We start from the raw sequence: 14,077 nt of genomic DNA on the forward strand, positions 1-14,077 counted from the left end.
GGAAACGCCATGACCACGCCCCAGTACCAACCCATCGCCAGCAGTGCCCGCTACTACGCCGTGCGCTTCAAGCCCGGCGACGACCTGCTCGAGGAGCTGCGTCGCTTCATGGGCGCCGCCGGCCTGCGCGCGGCCACCATCGTCACCTGCGTCGGCAGCCTGACCCGGGCCACCCTGCGTTTCGCCCATACCGGCGTGTGGACCGAGCACACCGGGTTCTTCGAGATCGTTTCGCTGGTGGGCACGCTGGATGCCCAGGGTGAGCATATCCACATCGCCATCTCCGACAGCCAGGGCAAGACGCTCGGCGCCCACCTGGTGCCCGGTTCGAGCGTGTTCACCACCGCCGAGGTGGTGCTCGCCGAACTGCCGGAGCTGGATTTTCGTCGTGAGCCCTGCGCGCAGTCCGGTTACCCGGAGCTGATCGTCGAGCGCCGCCAGCCACCGCTGGAGGACGAATGAGGTTCAGCACCCAGACCCTGACGCTCATGGCCGTGGCGGTAACCATCAATATCGTGGCGGCGCTGATCGCCAAGTGGTTCCGCCTGCCCATTTACCTGGACTGCATCGGCACCTTGCTGGTGGCGGTGCTGCAAGGCCCGCTCGCCGGCGCGCTGACGGGGGTGGCGAGCAACCTGCTGCTGGGCGTGATGGTCAACCCGATGAGCGCGGTGTTCATCCCGGTGTCGCTGGTCATCGGCCTGAGCGCCGGCTGCCTGGCCGCGCTCGGCGGCTTCTCGCGCTGGTGGGCGGCGTTGTTCAGCGGCCTGCTGATCAGCAGTGCGCTGATGCTGGTAGCGATGCCTATCAATATCTACCTGTTCGGTGGGGTCACCGGCTCGGGCACCGACCTGTTCCTGGCCTGGCTGCTGCACGGGGGGAAATCGCTCTACGCCTCGGTGGGCTTGACCATCTTCAGTGCCAACGTGGTGGACAAGACCCTCACCGCGCTGCTGGTGTGGCTGCTGGTCAAGCGCCTGCCGCTGCGCATCGAGGTGCAGTACCCGTTCCTGCGTCACAGCCAGAGGCGCGCGCCATGAGCCGACATGCCCTGTACCGTGCCGGGGACAGCGCCCTGCACCGCCTGGAGCCCGGCCTCAAGTTGTGCCTGTTGGCGTGGGTGGTGAGCTGTCTGTTCGTCTACCCCTGGCCGCTGCTGCTGGCCGGCGCGCTGGCGCTGGTGGCCTGGGCGTGCACCTTCGGCCTTGGGCGCTTCGTCGCCCTGCGCGTGCTACTCATGGCCGGGCCGTTCGCCGTGGCGCTGGCGCTGGTGCATGCCTGCCTGTTGCCAAAGGCCGACCGCCAGTGGCTGAGCCTGTTCGGCTGGGCCGTGCCCTACAGCGCGGTGGGGCTGGACTACGCCCTGGTCATCGCCAGCCGCTTCATTGCCTTCGTCAGCGCTTCGTTGTTGTTCGTCGCCACCACGCAGCCCTTGGCGCTGTTGCGCAGCCTGGAGGCCATGGGGGTGCCGGCGAGCCTGTCCTACCTGCTGAGCAGCCCGATGCTGCTGCTCGAACAGTTCTCCCGGCGCAGCCAGGCGATCCGCGACAGCCAGCAGACCCGTGGGATGAACATTCAGGATTCATGGCTGGGCCGGCTGACGAGCCTGCCCAGCCTGTTCGTTCCGTTGGTGACGCTGGCGCTGTCCGACACCAGCGAACGTGCCCGCGTGCTCGAGGCGCGCGGTTTTCGACATGCCGCGCCACGGCCTGCGGCGGCGCCTGCACAGCGGTGGCTGAACGGTCGGCGGCTGGTGCTGGCCGTGGCCTGCCTGCAAGGGGTGATCAAGTCATGCCTCTGATCGATGTCCAGCACCTCAGCTTCGCCTACCGCGGGCACGCGGTGCTCAGCGACGTGAACCTGCGCCTCGCCCCGGGAGAGCACCTCGCGGTGATCGGCGCCAACGCCAGTGGCAAGACCACCCTGGGGCATTGGCTCAGTGGCCGCCTGCGGCCTGGCCCGGGCATCGCCAGCAGCGGCTCGGTACGGCTGTTCGGGCAGCCGTGGGAGGCCTATGCGCCACTGGAAAGCGCGCGCCGGGTGCAGTTCGTCGGCCAGCTACCGGAGCAGCAGATCACTGGCCTGGCGGCGAGCGTGGCCGAGGAGGTCGCGTTCGGCGTGCGCAACCTTGGGCTGCCCGAGGCCCAGGTCCACGAGCGCACCGAGCACGCCCTGCGCGCCTGTGGGTTGCAGGCCCTGGCGCAGGCCGATCCGTTCGAACTGTCGGGTGGCGAGTTGCAGCGCCTGGGCATCGCGGCGGCCATGGCGATGCGTCCGACGCTGCTGATCCTCGACGAGCCCGGCAGCAATCTCGACCCGACCAGCCGTCAGGCGCTGGTGCACAGCCTGCGGCAATTGCAGGCGCACAGCACGTTGTTGCTGCTCGATGTGTCGGTCGAACTGGCGCTGCGACTGGCCACCCGTTTCGCCTTGCTGCACGAGGGGCGGTTGGCGCTGTTCAGCGACGTGGACGCGTGGTTGCGCGCGGCGCATCGGCACGGCGTGCTCAGTGGCAACCCTTGCGCTGAAGCGGGCCTTGCGCTGCGCGAGGCGCAGCGGGTCGATGCGGCGGCGACGCTGCCATTGTCGGTCGACGCGCTGGCCGTTGAACTGGAGGCCTCGTGCCATGCTTGAAGTCCATGACCTGCATTTTGCCCACCCCGGCCGGGCGCCCCTGTTCGAAGGGCTGGGTTTCACTGTGCGGCCGGGCCGCGTGCTGGCGCTGATTGGCCGCAACGGCGCCGGCAAGAGCACGCTGGTACGGGTGTTGAATGGGCTGGGCAGCGCGTCGCGTGGCCGCGTGCTGCTCGATGGCCAGGACATCACGGGCGAACGGCCGGATCGGCTGGCCGACCGCATCGGCACGTTGTTCCAGGTGCCGGAGCAGCAGATTTTCCACGCCAGCGTCGCCCGTGAAGTCGGTTTCGGGTTGCCCCGTGATGCCGTCGAGCCGCGCGTGGAGGATGCGCTGCGGCGCAGTGGCCTGCAGGCGCAGCGCGAGGCCCACCCGCTCGACCTCGACCACGCCGCCCGGCGCATGGTGGCGATGGCCAGCCTGCTGGCCCGCCAACCCCGCGTGCTGCTGCTGGACGAGCCCCAGCGGGGGTTGGACGCGCGGGCCACGGCGCGGATGTCGCAACTGATCGAGGATGAGCGCGCGCGGGGTGCGATGCAGGTGCTGATCTGCCATGACATGGAGTTCGTCGCCCGCCACGCCGACGAGGTGCTGGCGCTGGGCGCGGCAGGCCCCACTTGGGCGCCCGCTACGCAGTTCTTCGCCGATGCCGGGCAGGTAGCCGCGGCAGGGGCGCAGTTGCCGCTGGCCATGGCCTTGAGCCAGCGGCTTGCGATGCCACCCACCTTGCGCCTGGAGCGATTGTTGGCAGGGCGGTGTGTCAGCGGTTAGGACTGGCGGCGCGGCGCCTGCAAGACGCCCACAAAAAACCCTGCCGAGGCAGGGTTCTTCGTGGGGCTTCGATCAGTCCTTCTTGAACGACTCGATCGACTTGGTGATCTCGGCGCGGGCTGCGTCAGCACCTTTCCAGCCTTCGATCTTGACCCACTTGCCCTTCTCGAGATCCTTGTAGTTCTCGAAGAAGTGCTCGATCTGCTGGATCAGCAGGGCGGGCAGGTCGGTGTATTCCTTCACGTCGACGTACAGCTGGGTCAGCTTGTCGTGCGGCACGGCCAGGACCTTGGCGTCGCCGCCGCCGTCGTCGGTCATGTTCAGCACGCCGACCGGGCGGGCGCGGATGACCGAGCCTGGCGCCACTGGGTAGGGGGTCACGACCAGCACGTCGAGCGGGTCACCGTCGTCGCCCAGGGTGTTCGGGATGAAGCCGTAGTTGGCCGGGTAGAACATCGGGGTCGCCATGAAACGGTCGACGAACAGGGCATCGCTGTCCTTGTCGATCTCGTACTTGATCGGCGCGTGGTTGGCCGGGATCTCGATGGCAACGTAGATATCGTTGGGGTCTTCTTTAGGCAGAATCTTGCTGTAGCTCATTGGGCAGTGTCCCCGTCTATGGCCGAAAAAGTGGCGGCGATTATAGGCACATTCTGACAGGGCATGCCACGCCTGGCCGGATGTGCGGGCGCGTCAGGCGTGGCTCTCACGGTAGTCGGGGTGCTCGGCCTGCAGGCGGGTCAGGCGCGCCAGTGGGTCCTGGCGGTAGAACAGTGACAATTGCTGATACACCTGCGGGTAGGCCTGCTGCAAAAGGTCCGGGGCGCTGAAGAAATATTCGCTGGTGACGGCGAAGAATTCCGCTGGGTTCTCGGCGGCGTAGGGGTCGATGGCGGTCTCGGCGTCGGGGTTGGCGTCGAGCTGGCGGTTGAGGTCGTCGTAGGCCTGCTGCATCGCCTGCGCCCAGTCGCCCACAGGCATGCCCTGGTGCAGCGGTGGCAGGCCGTTGGCGTCGCCGTTGAGCATGTCGAGCTTGTGCGCCAGCTCGTGGATCACCAGGTTGTAGGCGTCCCAGCCGCCGCTGGCCAGCACCCCTGGCCAGGCCATGATCACCGGGCCTTGCTGCCACGCCTCGCCGCTGTGCTCGGCGTCCCACATGTGCTCCACGCCGCTGGCGTCGCGGTGGCGCTGGGGGCTCTTGAAGTCGTCGGGGTAGAGGATCAGCTCGTGGAAGCCCTGGTACCAGTTCAGCTCGCCCAGGTGCAGCAGCGGCAGTTGCGCCTGGGCGGCGAGGAACAGGCGTTGTTCGTCGTCCAGCTCGACGCCGGGCAGGGTGCTCAGGTGCTTGTCGGCCAGGAACAATACGCTGGCCTCGCGCAGCCAGCGGTCTTCCTCGTCGCTGATACCGTCGAGCAGCGGCAGGCGCTCACGGATCACCTGCCACAGCTGCGCGTCGACCGGGTAGCGCGCCAGGGTGCGCTTGCGCCGCCAGGCGCGCCACGACCACATGGAGCGGTCAGTGCGCCTTGGCCGCGCGGCGGCCCAGGCGGCCACGCAGCAAGCCGAGGATCATCGGCACCAGCGACAGGATGATGATGGCCACGACCATCAGCGACAGGTGCTGCTTGATGAACGGCACGTTGCCGAAGAAGTAGCCCAGGGTCACCAGGCCGCCGACCCACAGCAGCGAGCCGACCACGCTGAAGGTCAGGAAGCGCGGGTAGTGCATGTGGGCGATGCCGGCGACGAACGGCGCGAAGGTGCGCAGGATCGGCAGGAAGCGCGCCAGGGTCACGGTCTTGCCGCCGTGGCGTTCGTAGAAGTCATGGGTGCGCTGCAGGTAGTCGCGGCGGAAGATCTTCGAATTGGGGTTCTGGAACAATCGCTCGCCGGCCGTGCGGCCGATCACGTAGTTGGTGCTGTCGCCCAGGATCGCCGCCAGCATCAGCAGGCCCGACAGCAGCACCGGGTCCATGCCGCCGCCCGCGGCCACGGCGCCGGCGATGAACAGCAGCGAGTCGCCGGGCAGGAAGGGCATCACCACCAGGCCGGTTTCGCAGAAGATCACGGTGAAGAGGATGGCGTAGATCCAGGGACCGTAGTTGGTCACCAGCAGGTCGAGGTAGGCATCGAGATGCAGGATGAGGTCCAGCGGGTTGAATTCCATGTACAGCACCTGAGTTCTTGACCCGCTTCCACGGGCGCGCGATGACGGACAGCGTCAATGGCGTGGGCATGTTCCCCGGGGTATAGGTAACTTTTCACACATGACGAAGGGGGCATTATACGGCGAAGTGGTGAAAGTGCCCGGTGAGTTTGTAGCGGGGGGTTACGGGGTCGAGACGCTGCACCACCTCCCTGCAGGAGCGCGCTTGCCCCGCGATGGCGCCCGGCCAGGCAACACCCCTGGCGCTGCCGCCGCCATCGCGGGGCACGCCAGCTCCCACAGGTATCGCGCCGCTCTTGACGCGCATGCGTGCGCGGCTCAGTCGGCGTTGATCGGCAGCACGTAGTTGTCGAACTCGGTGTCCTTGCGAAAGCCCATGGATTCGTAGGTCTTCTTCGCCACCTCGTTGTCGCTGCTGGTGGACACCCGCATGCGCACGGCGTTGGTGTCCCTGGCCATTTTCTTCGCTTCGCGCATCAGGTGGTCGGCCACCAGCATGCGCCGCGAGTCTTCGGCCACGTAGATGTCGTTGAGAATCCACACGCGCTTGAGCGACAGCGAGGAAAAGCTCGGGTAGAGCTGGCAAAAACCCATCAGCCGGTCGTCGCCATCATCGGGCAGGGCCAGGTAGATCACCGACTCGCCGCGCTTGAGGCGCTTTTCCAGAAAGGACCGGGAGCTGTCCGGGTAGGGCAGTTGGCCGTAGAACTCACGGTACTTGACGAACAGCGGCGTGAGCAGGTCGAGGTGTTCCAGGGTTGCCTTGATGATGCGCATGTGCGGGCCTCAGAGTCCATTTTGGGATACGGCGGATTGCCAGCAGCGTTCAGGTCGCATGCTGCCTAAAGCAGGCTAGAAGCGCAATGCACCGTCCATTACATGTTTTTTACCCTTCTCCGAGTAGGAAGTTTCCGCCTTTATTGGAGGAATTTTCGCTGTCGAGGCTGTGGACCTCGGCCTCGTCCTTGAGATTGACCCCCGAAAGCTGGCGGCGACAGGCCTCGCGCATCAGGTACAGCAGGCGGTGGGCGGCCATGCCGTAGCTCAGGCCTTCCAGGCGCACGTTGGAGATGCAGTTGCGGTAGGCGTCGGTCAGGCCGACCTTCGGGGCGTAGGTGAAGTACAGGCCCAGGCTGTCTGGCGAACTCAGGCCGGGGCGTTCGCCGATCAGCATCACCGTCATGCGCGCGCCCAGCAGCTCGCCGACCTCGTCGGCCACCGCCACGCGCCCCTGTTCCACCAGGACCACCGGCGCGCGGCGCCAGCCCTCGGCGGCCGCCTGCTCGTCGAAACGGGCCAGCAGCGGCAAGGTGTGGCGGTGCACGGCCAGGGCCGAAAGGCCGTCGGCGACGACGATGGCCAGGTCGACGCCACCCGGGTTGGCCTGGGCATGCTCGCGCAGGCGCTGGGCCGAGCCCTCGTCGAGGCGTCGGCCCAGGTCGGGGCGTTGCAGGTACTGGTGGCGATCGCTGGCGGCGCTGTGCAGCAGCAGGCTGGCGTGGCCACGTTCGTCGAGCTGTTGGCGCAGGCCCGCGTGGTCGAAGGGCAGGTGCACCGCGTCGCGGGCCTGGGCGTGGGCGAACTGGAAATCCAGCTGTGCGCCGGTCGGCAGGCTGATGCCGGTGCGGCCCAGGGCGATGCGCGCCGGGGTCAGGTTGCGCAGGGCCAGCCAGGGGTTCTCGGGGGTGGGGGTGTGTCGGTCCATGGTCATCCCTATGCAAGCTGCGCCAGGGCCTGGCGGAAGGCAGGCGGCAGGTTGTCGCCGAAGCGCACCTGGCCATCGGCCTGGGTGAAGATACCGGTGCGCTCCAGCCAGGCCTCGAATTCCGGACCGGGCTTCAGGCCCAGGGTCTGGCGCGCGTACAGCGCGTCGTGGAACGAGGTGGTCTGGTAGTTGAGCATGATGTCGTCGGAGCCCGGGATGCCCATGATGAAGTTGATCCCGGCCACGCCCAGCAGGGTCAGCAGGGTGTCCATGTCGTCCTGGTCGGCTTCGGCGTGGTTGGTGTAGCAGATGTCGCAGCCCATGGGCACGCCGAGCAGCTTGCCGCAGAAGTGGTCTTCCAGGCCGGCGCGGATGATCTGCTTGCCGTTGTACAGGTACTCCGGGCCGATGAAGCCGACCACGGTGTTGACCAGGAACGGCTTGAAGTGCCGGGCCACGGCGTAGGCGCGGGTTTCGCAGGTTTGCTGGTCGACGCCGTGGTGGGCGTTGGCCGACAGCGCGCTGCCCTGGCCGGTCTCGAAATACATCAGGTTCTGCCCGAGGCTGCCGCGTTTGAGCGACAACCCGGCCTCGTAGCCTTCCTGCAGCACGTTGAGGTTGATGCCGAAGCCGGCGTTGGCCGCCTCGGTGCCGGCGATGGATTGGAACACCAGGTCCAGCGGCACGCCGCGGTTGATCGCCTCGATCGAGGTGGTGACGTGGGTCAGCACGCAGGCCTGGGTGGGGATCTGGTAGCGCTGGATGATCGCATCGAGCATTTCCAGCAGGGCGCAGATCGAGGCGATGCTGTCGGTGGCCGGGTTGATGCCGATCATGGCGTCGCCGTTGCCGTACAGCAGGCCGTCGAGGATGCTGGCGGCGATGCCGGCCGGCTCGTCGGTGGGGTGGTTGGGTTGCAGGCGCGTCGACAGCCGCCCGCGCAGGCCCATGGTGCCGCGAAACGCGGTGACCACGCGGATCTTCTGCGCTACCAGCACCAGGTCTTGCACGCGCATGATCTTCGACACGGCGGCGGCCATTTCCGGCGTGAGCCCCGGCGCCAGGGCGCGCAGGCTGGTTTCGTCGGCGGCCTCGCTGAGTAGCCAGTCGCGCAGGCCGCCGACGGTCAGGTGGCTGACCGGGGCGAAGGCTTGCGTATCGTGGGTGTCGACGATCAGCCGGGTGATCTCGTCCTGTTCGTAGGGGATCAGCGCTTCAGTGAGAAAATGCGTGAGTGGAATGTTGGCCAGGGCCATCTGTGCGGCGACCCGTTCGCCGTCGTTGCCGGCGGCCACGCCGGCGAGGAAGTCACCCGAGCGCGCCGGGCTGGCCTTGGCCATGACCTCCTTGAGGCTGTCGAAGCGGTAGACCAGGTTGCCCACCGTGTGTACGAAACTTGCCATACAGACTCTCCAGAACGCCGCGAGCCGGGCTCGCGGCGTGTGTCGGCGATCAGTGCAGGGCCTCTTCGGCCTTCTGGATCGCGGCGAATTCCTCTTCCGGCGTCCCCGCCACCAGGTGGTGACGGCTGTAGAAAGCAAAGTAGGCAATTAATACCCCATAGATCACCGCCGCGCCAATCACCACGCGCGGGTCGACCAGGAACCCGGCCACCACCGCCAGGCACGCCAGCACCAGCGCCACGCCCGAAGTGAAGATGCCGCCAGGGGTGCGATACGGGCGCTCCATCTTCGGCCGGCGGATACGCAGGGTGATGTGCGCAGCCATCATCAGCACGTAGGACAGCGTCGCGCCGAACACCGCCACCAGGATCAGCAAGTCGCCCTGGCCGGTCAGCGACAGGACGAAGCCGATGATCCCGGGGATCACCAGGGCCAGCACCGGGGCCTTGCTCTTGTTGGTTTGCGAGAGCTTGCGAGGCAGGTAACCGGCGCGGGAAAGGGCGAAGATCTGCCGCGAATAGGCATAGATGATCGAGAAAAAGCTGGCGATCAGGCCTGCCAGACCGACCAGGTTGACGAACCCGCCCATCCAGGTGGAGCCGCCGTAGGCCTTGGCGAGCGCTTCGACCAAGGGGTTGCCCGAGGCCTTCAGCGCCTCGGAGCCGGCGCCGCCGGGGCCAACCACCAGGATCAGCAAGGCGAAGGCCAGCAGCACCAGCATGGCGCCGATCAGGCCGCGCGGCAGGTCGCGCCGTGGGTTCTTGGTTTCCTCGGCGGCCAGCGGCACGCCTTCGACGGCGAGGAAGAACCAGATCGCGTAGGGGATCGCCGCCCAGATGCCGACGTAGCCGAACGGCAGGAAGCTGCTGGCGCCGACGGCGCTGGTCGGTGCGATATCGAAGAGCTTGGCTGCATCGAAATGGGGCAGCATGCCGACCAGGAACACCACCAGGGCGATCGCGGCCACGGCGGTGATGATGAACATCAGCTTGAGCGCCTCGCCGACGCCGAAGATGTGGATGCCGATGAACACGATGTAGAACGCCAGGTAGATCATCCAGCCGCCGATGCCGAACAGCGATTGGCAGTAGGCGCCGATGAACACGGCGATGGCCGCGGGGGCGATGGCGTATTCGATGAGGATCGCGGTGCCGGTGAGGAACCCGCCCCACGGCCCGAACGCGCTGCGGGCGAAGCCGTAGCCGCCGCCGGCGGTGGGGATCATCGAGGACAGCTCGGCCAGCGAGAAGCACATGCACAGGTACATGGTGGCCATCAGCAGTGTGGCGAGGAACATGCCGCCCCAGCCGCCCTGGGCCAGGCCGAAGTTCCAGCCGGCGTAGTCGCCGGAGATCACGTAGGCCACGCCCAGGCCCACCAGCAGGACCCAGCCTGCGGCGCCTTTTTTCAGTTCACGTTGCTGGAAGTAGTCGGAGCCTACCTTTTCGAAATCGACGGAAGAACCTGCCGGTGCACCGGCGGAGTGATCGCTTGGCATGGGTGTTCACCTGTTGTTTTTCTTGGTGGCCGCAGGGATTGTCGGCCCGTGGTGAAGGGTGTTGCAGGAAGGGTGCCAGGGAAGCCCCCAGCGCGGGACAAGCCCACTCCCACAGGGACATGGTGAGCCCTGTGGGAGTGGGCTTGCCCCGCGCTGGGGGCCGCCTCGGTTTAGAAGAAGCCCAACGGATTGATGTCGTAGCTCACCAGTAGGTTCTTGGTCTGCTGGTAATGGTCGAGCATCATCTTGTGGGTTTCACGGCCGACGCCGGACTTCTTGTACCCGCCGAACGCCGCGTGCGCCGGGTACAGGTGGTAGCAGTTGGTCCACACCCGCCCGGCCTTGATGCCACGGCCCACGCGGTAGGCGCGGTTGATGTCGCGGGTCCACACGCCGGCGCCGAGGCCGAACTCGGTGTCGTTGGCGATCGCCAGGGCCTCGGCTTCGTCCTTGAAGGTGGTGACGCTGACCACCGGGCCGAAGATTTCCTCCTGGAACACGCGCATCTTGTTGTTGCCCTTGAGCAGGGTCGGCTGGATGTAGTAGCCGGTGGCCAGCGAGCCTTCGAGTTTTTCCACCTTGCCGCCGGTCAGCAGCTCGGCGCCTTCCTTCTGGGCGATGTCCAGGTACGAGAGGATCTTCTCGAACTGCTGCTGCGAGGCCTGCGCGCCGACCATGGTGTCGGTGTCCAGCGGGTCGCCGCGCTTGATCTGCAGCACCTTCTTCATCACCACTTCCATGAACTGCGGGTAGATCGACTCCTGCACCAGCGCCCGCGATGGGCAGGTGCACACCTCGCCCTGGTTGAAGAACGCCAGCACCATGCCCTCGGCGGCCTTCTCGATGAAGCTCGGCTCGGCCTGCATGATGTCTTCGAAGTACACGTTCGGCGACTTGCCGCCCAGCTCGACGGTGGAAGGAATGATGTTCTCGGCGGCGCACTTCATGATGTGCGAACCGACCGGCGTGGAGCCGGTGAAGGCGATCTTGGCGATGCGCTTGCTGGTGGCCAGCGCTTCGCCGGCCTCGCGGCCATAGCCTTGCACCACGTTGAGCACGCCTGGCGGCAGCAGGTCGCCGATCAGCTCGACCAGCACGCTGATGCCCAGCGGGGTCTGCTCGGCGGGCTTGAGCACGACGCAGTTGCCGGCGGCCAGGGCTGGGGCGAGCTTCCAGGCGGCCATCAGGATCGGGAAGTTCCACGGGATGATCTGCCCGACCACGCCCAGTGGCTCGTGGATGTGGTAGGCCACGGTGCCTTCGTTGATCTCGGCTGCGCCACCTTCCTGGGCGCGGATGCAACCGGCGAAGTAGCGGAAGTGGTCGACCGCCAGCGGGATGTCGGCGTTGAGGGTTTCGCGGATCGGCTTGCCGTTGTCCCAGGTTTCGGTGATGGCCAGCACTTCGAGGTTCTGCTCGATGCGGTCGGCGATCTTCAGCAGCACGTTGGAGCGGTCCTGCACGCTGGTGCGGCCCCAGGCGTCGGCGGCAGCGTGGGCGGCGTCCAGGGCCTTGTCGATGTCTTCGGCAGTGGAGCGGGGGAATTCGGCGATCAGCTTGCCATTCACCGGCGAGGTGTTCTCGAAGTATTGCCCTTTGACCGGAGCTACGAACTCGCCGCCGATGTAGTTGCCATAGCGGCTCTTGAACGAGACCTTGGCGCCCTCGGTACCGGGATGTGCGTAACGCATGGTGTGTCTCCTGGCTATTGTGTTTGTTGGGGAGTTGAAAAGCGTAGAGCAAAGGTTGGGCCAGCGTTTTTGCAGCTTGGCAAATCAATGACTTGGATCAGTTTCCCGGGCTGGGGTGACGGCGCCGTGCGCCAGTGCTGACACGGCCTGCGTGACACTTTGTGCCGTTTGCGTGACGTCGCCCGCCTCGCCAGGCGCGTGCCGTTGCAAAGCCTTCCCGGGTGGAGGATGCTGGTTGGACGCTCTTGTCTGCGGAGAACAACAACCCATGCAGAACAACCACCTGAGCCGCCATGCCCATCAAGTGCTGACCGTCGCGCACGGCCAGGCCAGCGCTCCGGGCAGCGACCCTTCCATTGCCCGCTCCTGGCTGCGCTGCCTGGAGGACTACCACCTCGACCCGTCGCTGGCCCAGGCCCCCGTGGTGCTGGAGCACGGCCGCCTGCTGGAGAGCCGCGAGCGCCTGCAGCAGGTGTTGCAGATCGCCGATGGCGAGATGAACAGCCTGCACCAGCAACTCTCCGGCTCGGGCCACGCGGTGCTGCTCACCGACGCCCGTGGTGTGATCCTCAACTGCGTCACCACCCCCAACGAACGGCGCATCTTCGAGCGCGCCGGGCTGTGGCTGGGCGCCGACTGGAGCGAGGCGCGCGAGGGCACCAACGGCATCGGCACCTGCCTGGTCGAGCGCCAGGCCCTGACCATTCACCAGGACGAACACTTCCGTGGCCGCCACACTGGGCTGACCTGCTCGGCCAGCCCGGTGTTCGACCCGCATGGCGAGCTGCTGGCGGTGCTCGATGTGTCGTCGGCACGCCCCGATGTGTCGCGCCAGAGCCAGTTCCACACCATGGCGCTGGTCAACCTCTCGGCGAAGGTGATCGAGAGTTGCTACTTCCTCCGTCATTTCGAACACCAGTGGCTGCTGCGTTTCCATTTGCAGGTCGAGTCGGTGGGGCTGTTCAGCGAGGGGCTGCTGGCCTTCGATGGCGATGGGCGCATCGTTGCGCTCAACCAGAGCGCGCTGAACCTGCTGGGCGGCAGCCGTGGCGGCGTGCTGGGCAAGCCGGTCGAGCAGTTCTTCGCCTGTGGCCGTGACGAGTTGTTCAGCCGCGCCACGCCCCAGGGCAGCACGGCGTGGCCGCTGCATACCCGCGATGGCCGCCAGGTGTTCGCCAGCCTGCGTGGGCAGGCGCGCACGCCGCTGTGGTCGGTGCCCCAGGGGCTGGCCAGCCAGGCGCCGCAGCCGGGCATCTGCCTGCTCGACCCGGCCTTGCAGAACGATTTCCGTCGCGCCCTGCGGGTGTACGAGCGCGACGTGCCGCTGCTGCTGCGCGGCGAGACCGGTTGTGGCAAGGAGGCGTTCGCCCAGGCCGTGCACCAGGCCAGCCGGCGCCGGGGCAAGCCGTTCGTGGCGGTGAACTGCGCGTCGATCCCTGAGAGCCTTATAGAAAGCGAGCTGTTCGGTTATCGCGGCGGCAGCTTTACCGGTGCGCGCAAGGAGGGCATGCGCGGCAAGCTGTTGCAGGCCGATGGCGGCACCTTGCTGCTGGACGAGATCGGCGACATGCCACTGGCCTTGCAGACCCGCTTGTTGCGGGTGCTGGAAGACCGCCAGGTGGTGCCCGTCGGTGGCGAGCCGCAGGCGGTGGACGTGCGGATCGTCAGCGCGACCCACCGCGACCTGCTGGAGCGGGTCGAGCAGGGGGCGTTCCGCGAAGACCTGTATTACCGCCTCAATGGCCTGGAGGTGGCGATGCCGGCATTGCGTGAGCGCAGCGACAAGGCGCAGTTGCTGGACTTGCTGTTGCATCAGGAGGCCGAAGGGCAGGCCATCGAGATCGCGCCCGAGGCGCGCCAAACCCTGCTGAATTTCGCCTGGCCAGGGAATGTGCGGCAGATGCGCAACGTGCTGCGCACGTTGGTGGCGTTGTGTGACGGCCAACGCATCGAGTTCGAGGACCTCCCCCACGTTGTGAAAGCGACACCCCTCCCTGTGGGGGCGGGGCAAGCACCGCTTGAGAATGCGGAACGGCAAACCCTGCTCTGCATCCTCGAACAACACCGCTGGCACATCACCCACGTCGCCGAGCACCTGGGCATCAGCCGCAATACCTTGTATCGAAAACTGCGCAAACACGGCCTCGCCCGGGCTGGCTGAGCGAAACAGCGGGTGCGATTTCCCTCGCCCTGGGCTACCCTGCCTC

At 66.8% G+C, this 14,077-nt stretch carries 14 protein-coding genes; 6 read left to right on the top strand and 8 right to left on the bottom strand.

Going from position 1 to position 14,077, the window contains the following annotated elements; all coding sequences use genetic code 11:
• Nucleotides 1-9: 9 nt before the first annotated feature.
• The 5 genes from P0Y43_RS11740 to P0Y43_RS11760 are packed head-to-tail and all read left to right on the top strand — an operon-like array spanning nt 10 to nt 3,406.
• Nucleotides 10-462: a PPC domain-containing DNA-binding protein gene (locus P0Y43_RS11740; RefSeq protein ID WP_275637428.1), complete on the top strand. Its 453-nt coding sequence runs from the start codon at nt 10-12 to the stop codon at nt 460-462.
• Nucleotides 459-1,040, top strand: coding sequence for a hypothetical protein (locus P0Y43_RS11745; protein ID WP_275637429.1), 582 nt, complete (start codon nt 459-461; stop codon nt 1,038-1,040). The genes P0Y43_RS11740 and P0Y43_RS11745 overlap by 4 nt, the downstream gene beginning before the upstream one ends.
• Nucleotides 1,037-1,801, top strand: a complete 765-nt coding sequence (locus P0Y43_RS11750) for an energy-coupling factor transporter transmembrane component T family protein (protein WP_275637430.1) — start codon at nt 1,037-1,039, stop codon at nt 1,799-1,801. Before P0Y43_RS11745 ends, P0Y43_RS11750 begins: the two co-directional genes overlap by 4 nt.
• Nucleotides 1,792-2,634, top strand: a complete 843-nt coding sequence (locus P0Y43_RS11755) for an energy-coupling factor ABC transporter ATP-binding protein (protein ID WP_275637431.1) — start codon at nt 1,792-1,794, stop codon at nt 2,632-2,634. Before P0Y43_RS11750 ends, P0Y43_RS11755 begins: the two co-directional genes overlap by 10 nt.
• The gene (locus tag P0Y43_RS11760; protein ID WP_275637432.1) at nt 2,627-3,406 is read left to right on the top strand and encodes an energy-coupling factor ABC transporter ATP-binding protein; all 780 of its coding nucleotides are present in this window, start codon (nt 2,627-2,629) and stop codon (nt 3,404-3,406) included. Before P0Y43_RS11755 ends, P0Y43_RS11760 begins: the two co-directional genes overlap by 8 nt.
• Before the next feature lie 72 nt (nt 3,407-3,478).
• On the opposite strand, the gene ppa is transcribed toward P0Y43_RS11760, so the two are convergent.
• From ppa to exaC, 8 genes are all read right to left on the bottom strand, one after another.
• Nucleotides 3,479-4,006, bottom strand: coding sequence for an inorganic diphosphatase (ppa, locus tag P0Y43_RS11765; RefSeq protein ID WP_275637433.1), 528 nt, complete (start codon nt 4,004-4,006; stop codon nt 3,479-3,481).
• A 93-nt stretch (nt 4,007-4,099) separates the two neighbouring features.
• The gene (locus P0Y43_RS11770) at nt 4,100-4,915 is read right to left on the bottom strand and encodes a zinc-dependent peptidase (RefSeq protein ID WP_275637434.1); all 816 of its coding nucleotides are present in this window, start codon (nt 4,913-4,915) and stop codon (nt 4,100-4,102) included.
• Between the two features lie 7 nt (nt 4,916-4,922).
• Complete coding sequence (locus P0Y43_RS11775; RefSeq protein WP_275637435.1) at nt 4,923-5,573, bottom strand: DedA family protein; 651 nt, start codon at nt 5,571-5,573, stop codon at nt 4,923-4,925.
• A 318-nt stretch (nt 5,574-5,891) separates the two neighbouring features.
• Nucleotides 5,892-6,350, bottom strand: coding sequence for a GNAT family N-acetyltransferase (locus P0Y43_RS11780; protein ID WP_275637436.1), 459 nt, complete (start codon nt 6,348-6,350; stop codon nt 5,892-5,894).
• A 109-nt stretch (nt 6,351-6,459) separates the two neighbouring features.
• Nucleotides 6,460-7,278 (bottom strand): ethanolamine ammonia-lyase subunit EutC, encoded by an 819-nt coding sequence (eutC, locus tag P0Y43_RS11785; RefSeq protein ID WP_275637437.1) that lies wholly within the window; start codon nt 7,276-7,278, stop codon nt 6,460-6,462.
• Between the two features lie 8 nt (nt 7,279-7,286).
• Nucleotides 7,287-8,681, bottom strand: a complete 1,395-nt coding sequence (locus P0Y43_RS11790; protein ID WP_275637438.1) for an ethanolamine ammonia-lyase subunit EutB — start codon at nt 8,679-8,681, stop codon at nt 7,287-7,289.
• Nucleotides 8,682-8,730: 49 nt separating this feature from the next.
• Nucleotides 8,731-10,179 carry an ethanolamine permease gene (gene eat, locus P0Y43_RS11795; protein ID WP_275637439.1) on the bottom strand — a complete coding sequence of 483 codons (1,449 nt, stop codon included), beginning with the start codon at nt 10,177-10,179 and terminating at the stop codon, nt 8,731-8,733.
• Between the two features lie 170 nt (nt 10,180-10,349).
• Nucleotides 10,350-11,870: an acetaldehyde dehydrogenase ExaC gene (gene exaC, locus P0Y43_RS11800; RefSeq protein WP_275637440.1), complete on the bottom strand. Its 1,521-nt coding sequence runs from the start codon at nt 11,868-11,870 to the stop codon at nt 10,350-10,352.
• 268 nt (nt 11,871-12,138) lie between these two features.
• Here exaC and P0Y43_RS11805 point away from each other — a divergent pair, with 268 nt between their 5' ends.
• Nucleotides 12,139-14,031: a sigma-54-dependent Fis family transcriptional regulator gene (locus P0Y43_RS11805; protein ID WP_275637441.1), complete on the top strand. Its 1,893-nt coding sequence runs from the start codon at nt 12,139-12,141 to the stop codon at nt 14,029-14,031.
• Nucleotides 14,032-14,077 lie beyond the last annotated feature (46 nt).

The organism is Pseudomonas entomophila, from assembly GCF_029193575.1.
In the GTDB taxonomy this organism is placed as follows: domain Bacteria; phylum Pseudomonadota; class Gammaproteobacteria; order Pseudomonadales; family Pseudomonadaceae; genus Aquipseudomonas; species Aquipseudomonas entomophila_G.

Coding starts and splice junctions, on each gene's coding strand:
- P0Y43_RS11740 (WP_275637428.1), top strand. CDS start 10: ATGACCACGCCCCAGTACCAACCCATCGCCAGCAGTGCCCGCTACTAC.
- P0Y43_RS11745 (WP_275637429.1), top strand. CDS start 459: ATGAGGTTCAGCACCCAGACCCTGACGCTCATGGCCGTGGCGGTAACC.
- P0Y43_RS11750 (WP_275637430.1), top strand. CDS start 1,037: ATGAGCCGACATGCCCTGTACCGTGCCGGGGACAGCGCCCTGCACCGC.
- P0Y43_RS11755 (WP_275637431.1), top strand. CDS start 1,792: ATGCCTCTGATCGATGTCCAGCACCTCAGCTTCGCCTACCGCGGGCAC.
- P0Y43_RS11760 (WP_275637432.1), top strand. CDS start 2,627: ATGCTTGAAGTCCATGACCTGCATTTTGCCCACCCCGGCCGGGCGCCC.
- ppa (WP_275637433.1), bottom strand. CDS start 4,006: ATGAGCTACAGCAAGATTCTGCCTAAAGAAGACCCCAACGATATCTAC.
- P0Y43_RS11770 (WP_275637434.1), bottom strand. CDS start 4,915: ATGTGGTCGTGGCGCGCCTGGCGGCGCAAGCGCACCCTGGCGCGCTAC.
- P0Y43_RS11775 (WP_275637435.1), bottom strand. CDS start 5,573: ATGGAATTCAACCCGCTGGACCTCATCCTGCATCTCGATGCCTACCTC.
- P0Y43_RS11780 (WP_275637436.1), bottom strand. CDS start 6,350: ATGCGCATCATCAAGGCAACCCTGGAACACCTCGACCTGCTCACGCCG.
- eutC (WP_275637437.1), bottom strand. CDS start 7,278: ATGGACCGACACACCCCCACCCCCGAGAACCCCTGGCTGGCCCTGCGC.
- P0Y43_RS11790 (WP_275637438.1), bottom strand. CDS start 8,681: ATGGCAAGTTTCGTACACACGGTGGGCAACCTGGTCTACCGCTTCGAC.
- eat (WP_275637439.1), bottom strand. CDS start 10,179: ATGCCAAGCGATCACTCCGCCGGTGCACCGGCAGGTTCTTCCGTCGAT.
- exaC (WP_275637440.1), bottom strand. CDS start 11,870: ATGCGTTACGCACATCCCGGTACCGAGGGCGCCAAGGTCTCGTTCAAG.
- P0Y43_RS11805 (WP_275637441.1), top strand. CDS start 12,139: ATGCAGAACAACCACCTGAGCCGCCATGCCCATCAAGTGCTGACCGTC.